This window comes from Jiangella alkaliphila, assembly GCF_900105925.1.
GTDB lineage: Bacteria > Actinomycetota > Actinomycetes > Jiangellales > Jiangellaceae > Jiangella > Jiangella alkaliphila.
The window spans coordinates 4754851-4773185 of sequence record NZ_LT629791.1 but is presented as its reverse complement, the minus strand read 5'-3'; the positions used below and the strand labels follow the sequence as shown (position 1 = coordinate 4773185).

At 72.6% G+C, this 18335-nt stretch carries 19 protein-coding genes; 15 read left to right on the top strand and 4 right to left on the bottom strand.

The features are described from left to right. Both BLV05_RS21810 and BLV05_RS21805 read left to right on the top strand, forming a co-directional pair. Positions 1-507, top strand: a complete 507-nt coding sequence (locus BLV05_RS21810) for an HIT family protein (RefSeq protein ID WP_231948584.1) — start codon at positions 1-3, stop codon at positions 505-507. Then, entirely contained in the window at positions 498-1970 is a 1473-nt protein-coding gene (locus BLV05_RS21805; RefSeq protein ID WP_046770521.1) for a S10 family peptidase, read from the top strand. The genes BLV05_RS21810 and BLV05_RS21805 overlap by 10 nt, the downstream gene beginning before the upstream one ends. Before the next feature lie 138 nt (positions 1971-2108). On the opposite strand, the gene BLV05_RS21800 is transcribed toward BLV05_RS21805, so the two are convergent. Then, a complete protein-coding gene (locus tag BLV05_RS21800) occupies positions 2109-4235 on the bottom strand; it encodes an elongation factor G-like protein EF-G2 (protein ID WP_046770430.1) in 2127 nt (708 codons plus the stop codon). Positions 4236-4445: 210 nt separating this feature from the next. Between BLV05_RS21800 and pgsA the strand changes: the two genes are divergently transcribed. Genes pgsA through pdxS form a run of 5 tightly spaced genes read left to right on the top strand, consistent with a single transcriptional unit; the run spans position 4446 to position 8644 of the window. After that, positions 4446-5057, top strand: a complete 612-nt coding sequence (gene pgsA / locus BLV05_RS35955) for a phosphatidylinositol phosphate synthase (protein ID WP_046770520.1) — start codon at positions 4446-4448, stop codon at positions 5055-5057. Continuing rightward, positions 5054-5980, top strand: coding sequence for a phosphatidylinositol mannoside acyltransferase (locus BLV05_RS35950; RefSeq protein ID WP_046770429.1), 927 nt, complete (start codon positions 5054-5056; stop codon positions 5978-5980). The genes pgsA and BLV05_RS35950 overlap by 4 nt, the downstream gene beginning before the upstream one ends. Continuing rightward, entirely contained in the window at positions 5977-7116 is a 1140-nt protein-coding gene (locus BLV05_RS21790; RefSeq protein ID WP_046770428.1) for a glycosyltransferase family 4 protein, read from the top strand. The genes BLV05_RS35950 and BLV05_RS21790 overlap by 4 nt, the downstream gene beginning before the upstream one ends. After that, the gene (locus BLV05_RS21785) at positions 7113-7655 is read left to right on the top strand and encodes a hypothetical protein (protein ID WP_046770427.1); all 543 of its coding nucleotides are present in this window, start codon (positions 7113-7115) and stop codon (positions 7653-7655) included. Before BLV05_RS21790 ends, BLV05_RS21785 begins: the two co-directional genes overlap by 4 nt. Positions 7656-7702: 47 nt before the next feature. Continuing rightward, complete coding sequence (gene pdxS / locus BLV05_RS21780) at positions 7703-8644, top strand: pyridoxal 5'-phosphate synthase lyase subunit PdxS (RefSeq protein ID WP_197683250.1); 942 nt, start codon at positions 7703-7705, stop codon at positions 8642-8644. A gap of 30 nt (positions 8645-8674) precedes the next feature. Here the strand turns inward: pdxS and BLV05_RS21775 are convergent, their stop codons facing one another. Next, entirely contained in the window at positions 8675-9373 is a 699-nt protein-coding gene (locus BLV05_RS21775) for a hypothetical protein (RefSeq protein ID WP_046770425.1), read from the bottom strand. Then, a complete protein-coding gene (locus tag BLV05_RS21770; RefSeq protein WP_046770424.1) occupies positions 9370-9624 on the bottom strand; it encodes a hypothetical protein in 255 nt (84 codons plus the stop codon). Before BLV05_RS21770 ends, BLV05_RS21775 begins: the two co-directional genes overlap by 4 nt. A 90-nt stretch (positions 9625-9714) precedes the next feature. Between BLV05_RS21770 and hrpB the strand changes: the two genes are divergently transcribed. Together hrpB and BLV05_RS21760 are read left to right on the top strand one after the other, a co-directional pair. Further along, the gene (hrpB, locus tag BLV05_RS21765; RefSeq protein ID WP_197683249.1) at positions 9715-12240 is read left to right on the top strand and encodes an ATP-dependent helicase HrpB; all 2526 of its coding nucleotides are present in this window, start codon (positions 9715-9717) and stop codon (positions 12238-12240) included. A gap of 94 nt (positions 12241-12334) precedes the next feature. After that, positions 12335-12835, top strand: a complete 501-nt coding sequence (locus BLV05_RS21760; RefSeq protein WP_046770423.1) for an NUDIX hydrolase — start codon at positions 12335-12337, stop codon at positions 12833-12835. Positions 12836-12837: 2 nt separating this feature from the next. On the opposite strand, the gene BLV05_RS21755 is transcribed toward BLV05_RS21760, so the two are convergent. Beyond that, complete coding sequence (locus BLV05_RS21755; RefSeq protein ID WP_046770422.1) at positions 12838-13413, bottom strand: TetR/AcrR family transcriptional regulator; 576 nt, start codon at positions 13411-13413, stop codon at positions 12838-12840. Positions 13414-13509: 96 nt separating this feature from the next. Here BLV05_RS21755 and BLV05_RS21750 point away from each other — a divergent pair, with 96 nt between their 5' ends. The 6 genes from BLV05_RS21750 to ruvB all read left to right on the top strand — a co-directional run bounded on the left by BLV05_RS21750 (position 13510) and on the right by ruvB (position 18280). Then, positions 13510-14559 carry an aldo/keto reductase gene (locus tag BLV05_RS21750; protein ID WP_046770421.1) on the top strand — a complete coding sequence of 350 codons (1050 nt, stop codon included), beginning with the start codon at positions 13510-13512 and terminating at the stop codon, positions 14557-14559. A 47-nt stretch (positions 14560-14606) separates the two neighbouring features. Then, a complete protein-coding gene (gene pdxT, locus BLV05_RS21745; protein WP_046770420.1) occupies positions 14607-15215 on the top strand; it encodes a pyridoxal 5'-phosphate synthase glutaminase subunit PdxT in 609 nt (202 codons plus the stop codon). 6 nt (positions 15216-15221) lie between these two features. Continuing rightward, a complete protein-coding gene (locus BLV05_RS21740) occupies positions 15222-15986 on the top strand; it encodes a YebC/PmpR family DNA-binding transcriptional regulator (protein ID WP_046770419.1) in 765 nt (254 codons plus the stop codon). Between the two features lie 82 nt (positions 15987-16068). Next, positions 16069-16593, top strand: a complete 525-nt coding sequence (gene ruvC, locus BLV05_RS21735) for a crossover junction endodeoxyribonuclease RuvC (RefSeq protein WP_046770418.1) — start codon at positions 16069-16071, stop codon at positions 16591-16593. Next, a complete protein-coding gene (ruvA, locus tag BLV05_RS21730; RefSeq protein ID WP_046770417.1) occupies positions 16590-17207 on the top strand; it encodes a Holliday junction branch migration protein RuvA in 618 nt (205 codons plus the stop codon). Before ruvC ends, ruvA begins: the two co-directional genes overlap by 4 nt. Then, positions 17204-18280, top strand: a complete 1077-nt coding sequence (gene ruvB / locus BLV05_RS21725; protein WP_046770416.1) for a Holliday junction branch migration DNA helicase RuvB — start codon at positions 17204-17206, stop codon at positions 18278-18280. Before ruvA ends, ruvB begins: the two co-directional genes overlap by 4 nt. Positions 18281-18335 lie beyond the last annotated feature (55 nt).

Below are 18335 nucleotides of genomic sequence, written 5' to 3'. Positions count from 1 at the left end.
GTGCCCGAGACCGACCGCCTGGAACGGCTGTGGACGCCGTACCGGATGGCCTACATCACCGGTGAGCCGGGCAACGGCCGCGACGGCGACGGCTGCCCCTTCTGCGAGATCCCGCGCAGGTCCGACGAGGACGGGCTGATCCTGCGCCGGGGCGAGACGGTGTACGCGGTGCTGAACCTGCACCCGTACAACCCCGGCCACCTCATGGTCGTCCCGTACCGGCACACCAGCGAGTTCGAGACGCTCACCGACGACGAGTCGCGGGAGCTGACGTCGATGACGCAGGACGCCGTGCGCGCGGTGCGGGCGGCGTCCCAGCCGCACGGGTTCAACGTCGGTCTCAACCTCGGCGGCGTGGCCGGCGGCTCGCTGGCGTCGCACCTGCACCAGCACGTCGTGCCGCGGTGGAGCGGCGACGCCAACTTCATGACCGTCCTCGGCAACACCAAGATCATGCCGCAACTGCTCGCCGACACCCGAACCCTGCTGGCGGAGGCCTGGCCGTGACCGACCCCGACCCGAAGCCCAAGGACGACGACGTCGCGCATCTCGAGGACGAGCTGGTCACCACCCACCATGTCCTCGACACCCCGGACGGCCAGCTGTCCTACACGGCCAAGGCCGGCCGCGTCGTGCTGTGGGAGGACAAGGTCGAGGACGACGTCTGGAAGGGCCGGCGCCCGCGCGCCCAGGTCGGCCTGACGGCGTACACCCTCGACGACGCCGACCCGGGCACCCGGCCGGTGACCTTCGCGTTCAACGGCGGACCTGGCTCGGCCAGCGTCTGGCTGCACCTCGGCGTGCTGGGACCGCGCCGCGTCGTCATGGGCGACGTCGGCGACCTCGCGCCGCCGCCGTACGGGCTGGCCGACAACCCCGAGTCGCTGCTCGCCGTCAGCGACCTCGTCTTCATCGACCCCGTCTCCAGCGGGCGCTCCCGGGTCGTGGACGGGCAGAAGGCGGGCGACTTCCACGGCTTCACCGCCGACATCGAGTCCGTCGGCGAGATCATCCGCCAGTGGGTCACCGCCGAGGGACGCTGGCTGTCTCCGAAGCTGCTGGCGGGGGAGTCGTACGGCACCACGCGCGCGTCGGCGCTCGCTCAGCACCTCCAGGGCGCCGGCATGTACCTCAACGGGCTCATGCTCATCTCCTGCGTCCTCAACTTCGGCGCGCACGACTTCAAGGAGGGCAACGACGCCGCCTACGCGCGGTTCCTGCCGTTCTACGCCGCGACCGCGCACTACCACGGCCGGCACCCGGGCCGGGAGCTGCGCGACGTCGTCGCCGAGGCCGAGGAGTACGCCGCCCGCGACTACCTCTACGTGCTGGCCCGCGGGTCCCGGCTGGGCGCCCAGGAGCGCGCCGACGCCGTCGCGACCGTCGCCCGCCTCACCGGGCTGAGCGAGGACTATGTCGACCGCGCCGACCTGCGCCTGGAGCACTGGCGCTACTTCACCGAGCTGCGCCGCGCCGACGGCCTCAGCGTCGGCCGTCTGGACTCCCGGTTCACCGCCCCCGCCGCCGACGGGATCGCCGACGGCATGGACGCCGACCCGTCGATGGACGCGATCCTCGGCCCGTACGCGACGGCCTACCAGCACTACGCGCGCGCCGAGCTGGGCGTCGAGGACACCTCCCCGTTCCATGTGTTCGGCCCGGACGTCAACGGCAAGTGGAGTTACAAGGAGTTCGAGAACGCGTCGGTGTCCGTGCTCGACCGCCTCTCCCGCGCGATGCGGCAGAACCCGCACCTGCGCGTCCACGTCGCGTTCGGCTATTACGACGGCGCGACGCCGTTCTCCTGTGCCGAGGACGACCTCGCGCACCTGAACATCCCGGCCGGGCTGCGCGACAACATCGAGCGCCGGTACTACGAGGCCGGCCACATGATGTACGTCCACGAGCCCAGCCGGCTGCGTCAGAGCGCCGACCTCGCCGACTTCGTCCGCCGGGCCACCGCGTCATAGCCGTACCCGGGCGCCGGGGGCCGCTGAGTGCCACCCCGCTGTTGATCATGGAGAAGGTCGGGTCCCGAAGCGCCGGGAAGCCGACCTTCTCCATGATCAACGGGCCGCGGCGGGCGCGGCGGACACCTGGGGCTGGGCCTAGCCGTCGGCCGTCACCTTGGCGGCGAGGTTCTGCGGCATCGCCTCGTACCGGGCGTAGCGCCGGGTGAAGGTGCCGGTGCCGTGGCTCATCGCGCGCAGGTCGATGGCGTACCGGACGATCTCCGTCTGCGGCACGTCGGCGCGCACCACCGTCCGCCCGGACCCGACCGCCTCGGTCCCGAGCACCCGGCCGCGCCGCCCGGCGAGGTCGCCCATGACCGAGCCGACGTAGTCGTCGGGGACCATGACGGACAGCTCGTCGACCGGCTCGAGCAGGTTCACGCCGGCCGCCGACGCCGCCTCGCGCAGGGCCAGGCCGCCCGCGGTCTGGAAGGCCATGTCGGACGAGTCGACGCTGTGCGCCTTGCCGTCGTACAGCGTGACCTTGATGTCGACCATCGGGTAGCCCGCGACGGTGCCGCGCTCCATCTGCGCCCGCACGCCCTTCTCGACCGACGGGATGTACTGGCGCGGGACGGAGCCGCCGACGACCTTGTCGACGAACTCGAAACCGCCGCCCTCGGGGAGCGGCTCGACCTCGATCTCGCAGACGGCGTACTGGCCGTGGCCGCCGGACTGCTTGACGTGCCGGCCGCGGCCGCTCGCCTTGCCGGCCAGCGTCTCGCGCAGCGGCACCCGCAGGCCGACGGTGTCGACGTCGACGCCGTGGCGGGTGCGCAGCCGGTCCAGGACGAGGTCCGCGTGCGCCTCGCCCATCGTCCACAGCACCAGCTGGTGCGTCTCGCCGTTGTTCTCGACCCGCAGCGTCGGGTCCTCGGCGACCAGCCGGGACAGGCCCTGGACGAGCTTGTCGTCGTCGGCCTTGGCGGACGGGACGATCGCGAACGGCAGCAGCGGCTCGGGCATCGACCACGGCCGCATGAGCAGCGGGTCGTCCTTCGCGGACAGCGTGTCGCCGGTCTCGGCGCGGGACAGCTTGGCGATCGCGACGATGTCGCCGGCGTGCGCCTCGGCGACCGGCCGCTGCGTCTTGCCGAGCGGGCAGGACAGCGCGCCGATGCGCTCGTCCTCGTCGTGCTCCTCGTGCCCGCGGTCGGCCAGGAAGTGGCCGGAGACGTGCACCGTCGCGTCGGGGCGCAGCGTGCCGGAGAAGATCCGGACCAGGCTGACGCGGCCCACATAGGGGTCCGACGTGGTCTTGACGACCTCGGCCAGCAGCGGGCCGGCGGGGTCGGCGGCGATGCCCTCGCGCGGCGTGCCGTCCAGCGACGTCACCTCCGGCAGCGGGTGCTCCGACGGCGCCGGGAAGCCGCCCGCGATGACCTCCAGCAGCTCCTGCGTGCCCAGGCCGGTCGCGGAGCAGACCGGGACGACCGGGTGGAACGAGCCGCGCGCGACCGCCCGTTCGAGGTCGTCGACCAGCACCTTCAGCTCGATGTGCTCGCCGCTGAGGTAGCGATCCATCAGCGACTCGTCCTCGGACTCCTCGATGATGCCCTCGATCAGCTCCCCGCGGGCGCCCTCCAGCAGGGCGGCCTCGTCGGCCGACGGGTCGCGCTCGGTGCGGCCGCCGTCGTACGCATAGACCCGCTCGCTGAGCAGGCCGACCAGGGAGTCCGTCCCGCTGGTCAGGTAGAGGGGCAGCACCTTGTCGCCGAAGCCGTCGCGGATCGCGGCCAGCGTGCCCGCGTAGTCGGAGCGGGGGTGGTCCAGCTTGGTGAGGACGACGGCACGCGGCATGCGGACCGCTTCGCACTCGGCCCACAGCAGCCGGGTGGTGCCGTCGATCGGCTCGGCCGTCGACACGACGAACAGTGCGCAGTCGGCGCCGCGCAGCCCGGCCCGCAGATCACCGACGAAGTCGGCGTAGCCGGGGGTGTCCAGCAGGTTGATCTTGGTCTGCTCGTACAGCAGCGGGGCGAGCGCGAGCCCGACCGAGCGCTGCTGGCGGACCTCGCTCTCGTCGTGGTCGGTCACGGTGGTGCCGTCCTCGACCCGGCCGGCCCGGTGGATCGTCCCGGACGCGACGAGGAGGGCCTCGACGAGCGTGGTCTTACCGGCTGAGGTCGGGCCGACGAGAGCGACGTTGCGCACGTCGACCCCGTCGGCCGGAGGTACACCTCCGGCGTCGCCCTGCTCTCCTGTCTGGTGCCGTGTCGCCATGCGCCAGCCTCCTGCCTCGCAGGCGACGCGCGGCCCGGCGGTACCAGCGCCTCGTTGCGCCGCCGCGGATCGTAGATGTGGTGATGGCCACTTTGGTGCCCGAGGCGTGGATGCGCAAGGGTGATCGGCATATCGCCAGTAGCATGGCGGCGCCGGATGCTGCTCATCCAGCGGACCGGTTTCGGACATCTGGAGTCGAACGGACGGGCGATGCTCGACAAGTACACCCGGGTCTATTCGACCCGCATCCTGACACCCGCGGCGCGCGGGATGCTGCGGCTGGGGCTGGGCCCGGATGCGGTGACGGTCATCGGCACGCTCGGCGTCGTCGCCGGTGCGGTGATCTTCTACCCGCTGGGGGAGTTCCTCTGGGGGACGCTGTTCATCACGGCGTTCGTGTTCTTCGACAACATCGACGGCATCATGGCGCGGCTGCAGGGCCGGACGAGCAAGTGGGGGGCGTTCCTCGACTCCACGCTGGACCGCTTCGGCGACGCCGCGATCTTCGGCGGGCTGGCGATGTGGTTCGCCGGCGACGGCGACAGCCTGCGCATGGTGGCGCTGCTGATCGCCTGCCTGACGCTGGGCGCCGTCGTCTCCTACGCGAAGGCACGGGCCGAGAGCCTCGGCTACACCGCCGGCGGCGGCATCGCCGAGCGGGCCGACCGGCTGGTCGCGATCCTCGTCGTCACCGGGTTGGTCGGCCTGTTCGACCTGCCCGTCGTCGTGCTCGAGGTGCTGCTCTGGCTGCTGGCGGCGGCCAGTGCGTGGACCGTCTGGCACCGCGTCCGCACGGTGCAGCGGCAGGCGGCGCTGGAGTGAGTGCGTTCAGCGACTGGCGGCAGTACTGGCTCTACAGCACGGGCTGGAAAGCCGTCCAGCACATGCCGGAGAAGGCGGCGTACCGGTCGTTCCGGACCATCGCGGACTTCTTCTGGCGCCGCGAGAGCCCGTCGGTGCGCCGGCTGGGGCTGAACCTGGCCCGCGTCGGCAAGTACGACCCCGAGGAGCTGCGCGAACTGACCCATCTCGGCGCCCGCTCGTACATGCGGTACTGGTGCGACGCGTTCCGGATGTCGGAGTGGAGCCACGAGCGCATCCTCGAACGGGTCCGGGTGGTCGACGAGCACCACTTCCGCGACGCCTTGGCCGCCGGGCGGGGCGTCGTCGTGCCGCTGCCGCACATGGGCAACTGGGACTGGGCCGGCGCGTGGGCCTGCCTCACCGGCGCCCCGCTGGCGACGGTGGCCGAGCGGCTGCGCCCGGAGCGGCTGTACGAACGGTTCGTCACCTACCGCGAGGCGCTCGGCATGACGGTGCACCCGCTGGGCGGCGAGGGTGTCATGAGCGCGCTGGCCGAGCACCTGAACCGCGGCGGGCTGGTCTGCCTGCCCGCCGAGCGCGACCTGTCCCGCCGCGGCGTCCCCGTCACGCTGTTCGGCGAGCCGACCCGGATGCCCGCCGGTAGCGCGATGCTGGCGCTGCGCACCGGGGCCGCGCTGATCCCCGCCACGCTCTCCTACGAGGGCCGCGAGCCCGACCACGGCCTGGTCGTCCGGTTCCACGAGCCGATCGAGCCGCCGCAGGAACGCGGCGAGCGGCTGGCCACCATGACGCAGCGCATCGCCGACGCGTTCGAGATCGGCATCGCGGCCAGCCCGCAGGACTGGCACATGACCCAGCGGCTGTTCATCGCCGACCTCGACGCGAACGACCCGCGACGGGCGCACCCGGTGGCGCCGTGAAGGTCGGCATCGCCTGCCCGTACGCCTGGGACGTCCCGGGCGGCGTCCAGGTGCACATCCGCGACTTCACCGAGGAGTTGACCCGCCGCGGGCACAAGGTCTCCGTCCTGGCGCCCGGCGATGACGACGACGACCTGCCGTCGTACGTCACCACCGTCGGGCGGCCGCTGGCCATCCCGTACAACGGGTCGGTGGCGCGGGTCGCGTTCGGGCCGCGCATCGCCGCGCGGGTGCGCCGCTGGCTCGTCGACGGCGAGTTCGACGTCGTGCACGTGCACGAGCCGGCGTCGCTGTCGCTGGGCCTGATCACGACGTTGTGGGCCGAGGTGCCGATCGTCGCGACGTCGCACTCGGCGATGCGCCGGTCCCGGGCGATGAGCGCCGCGCAGGGCATCCTCAAGTCGGCGTTCGAGAAGTTCACCGCCCACATCGCCGTCTCCGAGGAGGCCCGGCGCACCGTCGTCGAGCACCTGGGCGTCGACGCGGTGCTGATCCCCAACGGGCTGTACGTCGACCGGTTCGCCGTCGAGCCGCGGCCTGAGTGGCGCTCGCCCGACGGCACGCTGTCGTTCCTCGGCCGCCTCGACGAGCAGCGCAAGGGCCTGCAGGTGCTGCTCAAGGCCTGGCCGGCCATTCAGGAGGCGTTCCCGCGGGCCCGGCTCCTGGTCGCCGGACGGGGCGAGATCGACGACATCCGCCGCGGCATCGCCCCCCGCCACCGCGACGCCGTCGAGTTCCTCGGCGGCGTCAGCGACGAGGACAAGGCCGCGATGCTGGCCAGCAGCGACATCTACGTCGCGCCGCACATCGGCGGCGAGTCGTTCGGCATCGTCCTCGCCGAGGCGATGGCCGCGGGCGCGCCGGTGCTGGCCAGCGAGCTGGAGGCATTCCAGGCCGTTCTGGACAACGGGCGGCTGGGCGCGCTGGTGCCGGTCGGCGACGCTGGGGCGCTGGCGGACGAGGCGATCGCGCTGCTCGGCGACCCCGCGCGCCGGGCACGGTACCGCGCGGCCGCGTCACTGGGGGTGCGCCGCTACGACTGGGCCCGGGTCGCCGACGAGGTGCTGGCGGTCTACGAGATGGCCGTCGCGGTCGGGTCCGGCGGTCACACCTTCAAGCTGCCGGGGCTGCCGTGAACTGGGAATGGCTGTTCGTCACGATCGCCGTGCTCGCCGCCCTCGGCGTCTACCTGTCGTGGACGGCCGGGCGGCTGGACCGGCGGCACGCCCGGCTGGCGGCGTCGCTGGCCGTCCTGGACGCCGAGCTGCTGCGCCGGTCGGGGTCGGTGCTGGACCTCGCGACCGCCGGCCTGCTGGACCCGGCGACGTCCGTCGCGCTGGCTGACGCGGCGTCGCGGGCACGGACGGCTTCTGAGGGTGCGGAGCGGTACCAGGCGGAGAGTGATCTGACCGCGGTGTTGACGGCCGTGCTGGACGATCCGGCCGACCTGGAGCCGCTGCGCTCGGATCCCGCCGCCGAGGCGGCGCTGGACGAGCTGGGGATGGCCTGCCGCCGGGCCGCCCACGCGCGGCGGTTCCACAACGAGCTGGTGCGCGGGTCCATCAGGCTGCGGCGGAAGGCACTGGTCCGGTGGCTGAGGCTGGCCGGCTATGCGCCGATGCCCCAGACCGTGGAGCTGGACGACACCGTCCCGCGCGGCCTGGCGGGGGAGTAGCCGGAGGGCAGGCCGCGGGGCAGAGGCGTCACGGGCGAGGCCGTACCATGGTGCTGTCCGTCCGTCCGTCGACTCATGAGGTTCGAGCAGTGTCCGAAGAGACGCAGTCCACCGTCGGTACCGCCCGGGTCAAGCGGGGCATGGCCGAGATGCTCAAGGGTGGCGTGATCATGGACGTGGTCACCGCTGACCAGGCCCGCATCGCCGAGGACGCCGGCGCCGTCGCCGTCATGGCGCTCGAGCGGGTGCCGGCCGACATCCGCGCGCAGGGCGGCGTGGCGCGCATGAGCGACCCCGACCTCATCGACGGCATCATCGGCGCGGTGTCGATCCCGGTCATGGCGAAGGCGCGCATCGGGCACTTCGTCGAGGCGCAGGTGCTGCAGAGCCTGGGCGTCGACTACATCGACGAGTCCGAGGTGCTCACGCCGGCCGACTACGAGCACCACATCGACAAGTGGAAGTTCACCGTGCCGTTCGTGTGCGGCGCGACGAACCTGGGCGAGGCGCTGCGCCGCATCGCCGAGGGCGCGGCCATGATCCGCTCCAAGGGCGAGGCCGGCACCGGCGACGTCTCGAACGCGACGACGCACATGCGGCAGCTGCGCGACCAGATCGCCCGGCTGTCGTCGCTGCCCGAGGACGAGCTGTACGTGGCCGCGAAGGAGCTGCAGGCGCCGTACGAGCTGGTCCGCGAGGTCGCTCAGGCCGGCAAGCTCCCGGTGGTGCTGTTCACCGCCGGCGGCATCGCCACCCCGGCCGACGCCGCCATGATGATGCAGCTGGGCGCTGAGGGCGTCTTCGTCGGCTCGGGCATCTTCAAGTCCGGCGACCCCGCGCGACGCGCCGAGGCCATCGTCAAGGCCACCACGTTCTACAACGACCCCGACACGCTGGCCAAGGTGTCGCGCGGCCTCGGCGAGGCCATGGTCGGCATCAACGTCGCCGACGTGCCCGAGCCGCACCGGCTGGCCGAGCGCGGTTGGTGAGCTAGCCCGGGCAGCCTGCTGGAGGCCTGATCAGCTCAGCGGGACGATCCCGGTACGCCCCGCCCAGGTGCCGTGCTCTGAGAGCGGGCGGAAGCGGAATGTCGCGAACTCGTGGTGGAAGTCACGGCGCCGACGTTCGACCATGGCGTCCGCGTGTCGTCGGGCTGCGGGAAGGTCGGAGCGACCGTGCACCATCTCCTCCATCTCGCGCACGGTGCGCCACACGGAGAACGTGGAGATCGTGCGCGGCGGCCGGAAGGCGGCCAGGGCGAGCGTGGTGCCGGGGTGGTCGCGCACCTGACGTTCGACGGGCTTTCCCCACCGCAGGAACCGGGGCACCTCGGGCAGACGCATCCGCGCGACGGTCACCGCGACCACGGGTTCGTCCCGGTCCCAGTCGCCTGCTCGGGCGGGCAGACCGGGCAGGGCCGCCAGCCGGGACCAGCGGCGCAGGTACTCCAGGCGGACGTGCCAGCCGGTCGCCAGGTGGCGGCCGAGGACGTCGTCGGACAGGAAGCCGTCCACGGCGTCCTCGTCACGCCACTGTGCGAAGACCGCGATCCGGCGTAGCTGCAGCCGGCCCGGGGAGACGGTGGGCGCCCCCAGGCGCATGAGGGCCAGGCACTCGGCGTGGTCCAGTCCAGGTGTGGTGGTGCCCGACGGCGGTCGCAGCAGCGCGCGTGCCGTCACGGCGGCCGGCATCTCGGTGAGGTGAAAGGTGTGGATCATCGGGCGTGCTCCATCTTGTAGTGCAGACGCATCATCCAGGTGCGCCGCAACCGCAGCTCGTGGTCGGTGCGGAGCACCCCGTACGGGTCGCAGTACAGGCGGAAGGTCTCGTGGAGCGGGACGCGCGCCGCGAAATCCCGTCCGCCGTCGTGCACGACGACGTACGCGCCGTCCTGCCCGAATCGCCCAGGGGGCGACCCGAGGACGAGTCGCCAGAACTTCCGGGACCCGAGGTCCAGCAGATGGTTCACGACAACACATCCTTCCAGGGGGGGTCCGCCGTTGAACTCGCCTGCGGGCGGGTGAGGTGTTCCGCGGTGGTGGTCGGTTACCGTCGGGGCGTGCTGCTGCCTGAACCGTCGGTGCCCGGGGCGGAACTGCCGGTCCGGGCCGTTCTGCCCGCCACGGTCGATGCGGTGCGGTCGCGCGGTACCGCGGTGCTGGTCGCGCCGCCCGGATCGGGGAAGACCTCGCTGTTGCCGCTTGCGCTGGGTGACGCGCTCGGGGGCACGATCATCGTCGCCGAGCCGCGACGGATGGCAACCCGCGCGGCCGCGGCTCGGCTGGCGACGCTCGTCGGCGAACCGCTCGGGCAGCGGATCGGCTACGCGATGCGCGGTGAGCGCAGCGGCGGCAGTGGACTCCGGGTCGAGGTGGTGACGACGGGGCTCCTCGTACGGCGTCTGCAGCAGGACCCGGAGCTGCCGGGTGTCACCGCGATCGTGATCGACGAGTGCCACGAGCGGCACCTGGATGCCGATCTGCTCCTCGCGCTCTGCGTCGACATCCGGGCGAACCTGCGGGAAGACCTGGCGATCGTCGCGACCTCGGCCACGGCGGACACGGTCAGGCTGAGCCGCGCACTGGGCACGGACGTCCCGGCGCCCGTGATCACCGCGTCTGCTGCGCTGTTCGACGTGGCGATCGAGTGGGCCCCGCCACCGGTCCCCGTGCCGCTGCTTCCCGGCGGGCGGATCGACCCCCGCCTGCTGGATCACGTCGCGGCCGTCGTCCGGCGCGCACTGACCGAGAACGACGGCGACGTCCTCGTGTTCGTCCCGGGGGAGGCCGAGATCAACGGTGTGACTCGCCGGCTGGCCGGTCGGAACGTCCTGCCGTTGTTCGGTCGCCAGTCCCGGGCCGAGCAGGACCGCGCGCTGGCGCCCGCTGCCACCCGTCGGATCGTGGTCACGACGTCGGTCGCGGAGAGCTCGCTGACCGTGCCCGGGGTCAGGGTCGTGGTCGACTCGGGTCTTGCCCGGGAGCCGCGGACCGATCAGTCCCGTGGCCTCGGTGCGTTGGTCACCTGCCGGGTCTCGAGATCGTCAGCCGACCAGCGGGCGGGGCGCGCCGGGCGGGAGGCGCCTGGCCGGGTCTATCGGTGCTGGTCCGCCACCAGCCACGCCCGTCTCGACGAGCATGCGGCGCCGGAGATCGCGACCGCCGACCTGGCATCCTTCGCCCTCGCGCTGGCGGCGTGGGGTGCGCCCGCCGGTGACGGTCTGACCTTGATCGAGGCGCCGCCGGTGGTGGCGATGACCGCGGCCACCGAACTGCTGAGCGGCTTCGGCGCCCTTGACGACGCCGGCCGGATCACCGAGCGGGGCCGGCGGATGACGGCGGTCGGGGCGCATCCTCGGTTGGCTCGTGCATTGCTGGACGGGACGCCGCGGGTCGGTGCCGACCGGGCACGCGAGATCGTCGCGATGCTCTCGGACGACTCCGGCCGCGACCTCGGGGACGATCTACCGGCCCGCTGGCGAGCTCTTCGCCGTGGCGACGATCGCGGTGCCACGGCCCGCTGGCGAGAAGAGGCGGAGCGCCTCGGACGAGGCACGACGGCCGACAACCCGCCGGGTGGGGCGGCTGGCCGGGGGACGCGCGGAGTACCGGACGATCTTGCGGTGGGGATCGTGGTGGGGCTGGCGTACCCGGACCGCATCGCGCGGGCCCGGGGGACCGACTCGGCGACGTACCAGATGTCCGGCGGTACGGGTGCTGCGCTGGATCCGCAGTCGCCGCTGCGGACCACGACCTGGCTGGCGATCGCGGTCGCCGACCGGGCACCCGGGAGCGCCGACGCCAGGATCCGTTCCGCGGCGCCGATCGACCAGCAGACCGCGCGAGACGTCGCCGGCGACCTCGTCTCGACCAACGACCAGATCCGCTGGGACGACGGCCGGGTCGTGACGCGACGCGTCGAGGCGCTCGGCGCGATCGTGCTCAACGACGTCCCGTTGGCAGAGCCTGACCCGCTGCTCGTCCAAGCGGCAGTCCGCGACGGTATCCGGCGCAGGGGCCTGTCCGTGCTGCGCTGGTCGGAGGCCGCACTCGCCTTGCGGGAGCGGCTCGCGTTCTGCCACGCCCACCTCGGCGCCCCGTGGCCCGCGGTCGACGACGAAGCACTGCTGGCCGATCTCGACGAATGGCTGGGTACCGAGCTCGCCTCGGTGCGAGGCTCGCGCGATCTTGCCCGCATCGACGTGGCTTCGGCGCTCCGGCGACTGCTGCCATGGCCTGCTGCCGCCCGGTTCGGCGAACTCACACCGGAACGGCTCCAGGTCCCGTCGGGCTCCGAGGTCCGACTCGCGTACCACGGTGCCGAGCCGCCGGTCCTCGCGGTGAAGCTGCAGGAGGTGTTCGGCTGGACCGTCACTCCAGCCGTCGCGGACGGTCGTGTCCCGGTCGTTCTGCACCTGCTGTCGCCCGCACGACGCCCGGTCGCGATCACGAGCGATCTCGCCTCGTTCTGGGCGCAGGTCTACCCCCAGGTCCGAGCCGACCTGCGAGCTCGCTACCCCCGCCATCCGTGGCCGGAGGATCCGCTCACCGCCGTCCCGACCGGACGGGCAAAACCTCGCCGGTGAACCGAGCTGCCTTGGTCGGATACGTTGGCGTCTTGTGCTCCCACAGCGAGATCGAGGCAGAGCTGGCCGGCCGAGCACGACTGGTGACCCTGCCATGGTGACGCCCCGGCCCGAGCCCGAGCATCGGCGCGCCGCCCGGGTGATCGTCGTCGACGAGGCCGGGCGCGTGCTGCTGATGCGCGGCTACGACCCCGCCGACCCGTCGAACGTCTGGTGGATCACGCCCGGCGGCGGGCTGGAGCCGGGCGAGGACGAGCGGGCCGGCGCCGTCCGCGAGCTGTTCGAGGAGAGCGGGCTGCGGGTCGGGCCGGACGAGCTAGCCGGCCCGGTCGCCGTCCGCACCGCGTTCTTCAGCTTCATGGGGCGTCCGTACCGCCAGGACGAGGTGCTGTTCTTCGCCCGGCTGACCGGCGCGACGGACGTCGACGGGTCCGGGTGGACGGACATCGAGCGGGCCTCGGTGACGGAGCTGCGCTGGTGCGCCGCCGACGAGGTCGAGGCGCTCGGGGAGCCGGTGTACCCGCCGGCGCTGCCGTCGATCGTGCGCGGCCTGGTCGGCCACGGCTGGGACGGCACGACGCGCACGGTCGGCTGACGTCAGTGGTGCGGGCGCATCCCGTCGAAGATGATGGCCAGCGTGCGGTCGCGTAGCCCGTCGTCCCAGCCGCCGTGCTGGGCCGCCAGCGAGGCGCCGGTGAGCAGCGCCATCAGCTCGGGCATGGTCAGGTCGTCGCGGACGGCGCCGGCTCGGCGGGCGCGCGTGAGCAGGGTCTCGTTCGCGCGGAGCATCTCCGCGTGGATGTCGTCCGAGCCGGCCTCGATGTCGATGCCGGCATCGGCCAGCGCCTCGGCGAAGGTCTTCTTCGTGCGTGCCTCGTCGATGACGCGCACGAAGTAGCCGAACAGCGCCGCGCCCGGGTCGTCGGCCGTCGCCAGCGCGGTCGCCTCGTCGATCATGCGGCGTTGCCTGGCGGCCACGATGGCCTGGTAGAGGGTCTCCTTGGTGGGGAACTGCCGGTAGATGGTGCCGACGCCGACACCGGCCTCGCGGGCGATCGTGTTCATCGGCGCCTCGAGCCCGTCCCTGGCGAGCACCACCTCCGCGGCGTGCAGCACCCGAGCGCGGTTCCGGCGCGCGTCGGCCCGCATCGGCCTGCCGTGGTCGTCCGTCATGTCCCCGCATCTCCACGTGCTTGACAACCGGAATTCAGATTCCGTATGTTCAAAGCGGAATCCAAGTTCCGGATCATAGCGCGAAGGGACGGACGAGTGGAATACACCACGCTGGGACGCTCGGGGCTGAAGGTCTCGCGGGCATGTCTGGGCGCGCTCAACTTCGGCACCACGGGCGGTGGCTTCGGCGGCGGGCTGGTCGCCTGCGACGAGGACGAGGCGGGCCGGATCGTCGGCGCCTTCCTGGATGCCGGGAACAACGTCATCGACACCGCGGACAACTACAACGCCGGCCAGTCCGAGGAGGTGGTCGGCAGGGCGGTGCGCGGCCGGCGCGACGACGTGGTGGTCGCCACCAAGGCCGGCATGCCGCACGGAGCGGCGCCCAACAGCAGGGGCCTGTCCCGGGGCCACCTGACCAGGGCGCTCGACGCCAGCCTGCGGCGGCTGGGCACCGACTACGTCGACCTCTACCAGTGTCACCTGCCGGATGGCAGTACGCCCATCGAGGAGACGATGGCGACGCTCGAGGGGTTCGTCCGCGCCGGCAAGGTGCGTTACCTGGGCTGCTCGAACTTCACCGCCGCGATGATCGTCGAGGCACAGTGGGCCGCTTCGCGGCTGGGCGGCCCGCCGTTCGTGGCGCTGCAGGCCCAGTACTCCCTGCTCCAGCGCGAGATCGAGGCCGAGATCCTGCCCGCATGCGCGCGTCACGGTCTCGGCACGCTCGCCTACAGCCCGCTCGGCGGGGGCGTGCTGGCCGGACGGTACCGGCGGGACGCGGAACCGGAACCGGACTCCCGGATCGGCCGGCTGCTCGCGATGCCCGAGCCGGCGGCGCACCGGTCCGCCGAGGAGATGTTCAACGAGCGTGCCCTGGACATCGCCGACGAGGTCGGCAAGGTGGCCGCCGAGATCGACGCGACGCCGGCGGCAGTCGCGCTGGCCTGGCTGCTCGGCCGTCCGGGGGTGACGTCGGTGATCATCGGCCCGCGCAGCCTCGACCAGTACGCTCGAAGCGCCCCGGGGTTCGAGCTGGAGCTGCCGGCGGAACTGACCGCTCGGCTCGACGCGGTGTCCGCGCCCGGCAACCTGCCGGTGACCGGCGCGCCGGTGCTGGAACGCTGGAGGTCGGCCGGCGGATAAAATCGAGCTGTCAGTGTCATCGTCAGCGACGAGAGGTCGATCCAACCGTGTCGCAGCCCGTTGTGGGAGTGCTCGCCCTTCAGGGCGACGTCCGCGAGCACCAGCGCATGCTGGCCGAGGTCGGCGCGGCGAGCACGCCGGTCCGCACACCGGACGAGCTCGACGCCGTCGACGCGCTCGTGCTGCCCGGCGGCGAGTCGACCACCATGTGGCGGCTGGCCCGCACGTTCGGGCTGCTCGAACCGCTACGGCAGCGGGTGGCCGGCGGGCTGCCGGTGTACGGGTCGTGCGCGGGCATGATCCTGCTCGCCGACCGCATCGAGGGCGGCGTCGCCGGCCAGGAGACCGTCGGCGGCATGGACATCACGGTGCGCCGCAACGCCTTCGGTCGCCAGGTCGACTCCTTCGAGGCCGACCTCGACTTCCCGGCGCTGAGCGAGCCGGAGCGGCCGCTGCACGCGGTGTTCATCCGCGCGCCCTGGGTCGAGAAGGTCGGCGACGGCGTCGACGTCCTCGCCCGCGTGGCAACGGCCGACGGCACCGGTAATATCGTCGCGGTCCGGCAGGGACGGCTCCTGGCCACGTCCTTCCACCCGGAACTGACAGCGGACGCGCGTGTGCACGCGCTCTTCCTCGACATCGTGAAGGAGGCTTGACCCCAGATGTCCGGCCACTCCAAGTGGGCGACCACCAAGCACAAGAAGGCCCTGGTCGACGCGAAGCGGGGCAAGCTCTTCGCCAAGCTGATCAAGAACGTCGAGGTGGCGGCCCGTACCGGCGGCGGCGACCCCGCGGGCAACCCGACGCTCTACGACGCCATCCAGAAGGCGAAGAAGTCGTCGGTCCCCAATGACAACATCGACCGCGCGGTCAAGCGCGGTTCCGGCGCCGAGGGCGGCGGGGCCGAGTACCAGACGATCATGTACGAGGGCTACGGCCCCAACGGCGTCGCGGTGCTCATCGAGTGCCTCACCGACAACCGCAACCGCGCGGCGTCCGAGGTCCGCGTCGCCATGACCCGCAACGGCGGCTCCATGGCCGACCCCGGCTCGGTCTCGTACATGTTCGACCGCAAGGGCGTCGTCGTCGTGCCGACGGCCCAGGAGGGCGGCCGCACGATCACCGAGGACGACCTGCTCGAGGCCGTGCTCGACGCCGGCGCGGACGAGGTCGAGGACCTCGGCGAGGCGTTCGAGATCCGCAGCGAGGCCACCGACCTCGTCGCCGTCCGCACCGCCGTCCAGCAGGCCGGGCTCGACTACGACTCCGCCGAGTCGTCGTTCGTGCCGTCGGTCAGCGTCCCGCTCGACGAGGACGGCGCCCGGAAGATCTTCCGGCTCATCGACGCCCTCGAGGACAGCGACGACGTTCAGAACGTGTGGGCCAACTTCGACGTCTCCGACGACGTCATGGCGGCGGTCGGCTGACGCTGCGGCGCGTCTGCACGGGGCGCCGAACGGCGCCCGGTATGGTCGGCACCGAACTGGTGTTCGGTGAGAGGTGTGCTGCATGCGGGTGCTGGGAGTCGATCCAGGGCTGACGCGGTGCGGGCTCGGCGTGGTCGAGGGGTCGCCCGGGCGGCCGTTGAACCTCGTCGCCGTCGACGTCGTCCGCACGCCCGCCGACGCCGAGCTGGGGCACCGGCTGCTCGCCATCGAGACGGCGCTCGAGGAGTGGCTGACGCGGTACCGGCCCGACACCGTCGCCGTCGAGCGGGTGTTCAGCCAGCACAACGTCCGCACCGTGATGGGGACGGCGCAGGCCAGCGGCGTCGCGACCCTCGTGGCGGCGCGCCGCGGCATCCCCGTCGTCACGCACACGCCCAGCGAGGTGAAGGCCGCGGTCAGCGGCAGCGGCAAGGCCGACAAGACGCAGGTCGCGTTCATGGTGACCCGGCTGCTGCGGCTCGACGCCCAGCCCAAGCCGGCCGACGCCAGCGACGCGCTCGCGCTGGCCATCTGCCAGGTGTGGCGCGGCGCGGCACAGAACCGGCTGCAGGCCGCGGTCGCCGCGGCGGGAAGGGGACGACGATGATCGCTTACGTCCGTGGCCAGGTCACGGCGGTCCGGCCGACCGAGGCCGTCATCGACGTCGGCGGGGTCGGGCTGGCGCTGCACTGCACGCCGTCCACGACGTCCGCGCTGCGGCTGGGCGAGGTCCACCAGCTGGCCGCCAGCCTCGTCGTCCGCGAGGAGTCGCTGACGCTGTACGGCTTCGCCGACGAGGACGAGAAGGCGGTCTTCGAGCTGCTGCAGACCGCCAGCGGTGTCGGCCCGCGGCTCGCCCAGGCGATGCTGTCGGTGCACTCGCCCGACGACCTGCGCCGCGCCGTCGCCACCGAGGACCTCGTCGCGCTGACGAAGGTGCCCGGCATCGGCAAGAAGGGCGCCCAGCGCATCGTCATCGAGCTCAAGGACAAGCTCGGCGTGCCCGGCAGCGGCCCGTCGCTGACGGCGGTGCCGTCCCGCCCGGCGCCCGGCTCGGCCGACTGGCAGGTCCAGGTGCACGAGGCGCTGCTCGGCCTCGGCTGGTCCACCCGCGAGGCCGACCGCGCCGTCGACAACGTCGCGGCCGACCTGAACGGCGACGGCGACCACGACGTCTCGGTGCTGCTGCGCAAGGCGCTGCGCCACCTGGCCAGGACATGAGCGTCCCCGACGACCACGTCACCCGGCTGGTGGGCGGCGACGCCGACCAGGAGGAACGCACCGTCGAGGCGGCACTGCGGCCGCGCACGCTGGCCGAGTTCGTCGGGCAGGAGCGGCTGCGCGAGCAGCTCTCGCTCGTCCTCGACGCCGCCCGGGCGCGGGGGAGAAGCGCCGACCACATCCTGCTGTCCGGCCCGCCCGGCCTCGGCAAGACCACCCTGGCGATGATCGTCGCCGCCGAGATGGGCGTCCCGCTGCGCATCACCAGCGGCCCGGCCATCCAGCACGCCGGCGACCTCGCCGCCATCCTGTCCTCGGTCAACGAGGGCGACGTGCTGTTCTTCGACGAGATCCACCGCATGGCCCGGCCGGCGGAGGAGATCCTCTACACCGCCATGGAGGACTTCCGCGTCGACATCGTGGTCGGCAAGGGTCCCGGCGCGACGGCCATCCCGCTGGAGCTGCCGCACTTCACCATGGTCGGCGCCACGACGCGCACAGGGCTGCTGCCGGGGCCGCTGCGCGACCGGTTCGGGTTCACCGGGCACCTGGAGCTGTACGAGCCGGCCGAGCTGGAGCTGGTGCTGCGCCGGTCGGCCGGGCTGCTCGACCTCGAGCTGAAGGGCGAGGGCACGGGCGAGATCGCCGGCCGGTCCCGCGGTACGCCGCGCATCGCGAACCGGCTGCTGCGCCGGGTCCGCGACTTCGCCGAGGTGCGCGGCAACGGCGTCATCACCGGCGACGTCGCCCGCGCGGCCCTGAAGGTGTTCGCCGTCGACGAGCTGGGGCTGGACCGCCTGGACCGCGCCGTGCTGACGGCGTTGTGCAAGAGCTTCGGCGGGGGACCGGTCGGGCTCGGCACGCTCGCCGTCGCCGTCGGCGAAGAGCGCGAGACCGTCGAGGAGGTGGCCGAGCCGTTCCTCGTCCGGGCCGGACTGCTGGCGCGGACCCCGCGCGGGCGCGTCGCGACCCCGGCCGCGTGGAGCCATCTCGGCCTGGCCCCACCTGCGCAGACGGCGTTCGGACGCGGGTTCGACGAACCCGATCTGTTCTCGGCCGCCGACGGTGCGTGAACCTGCCGCCCCGACGCGGGTAGACTCGTACTTTCGGCGATCACCGGATCGCCGA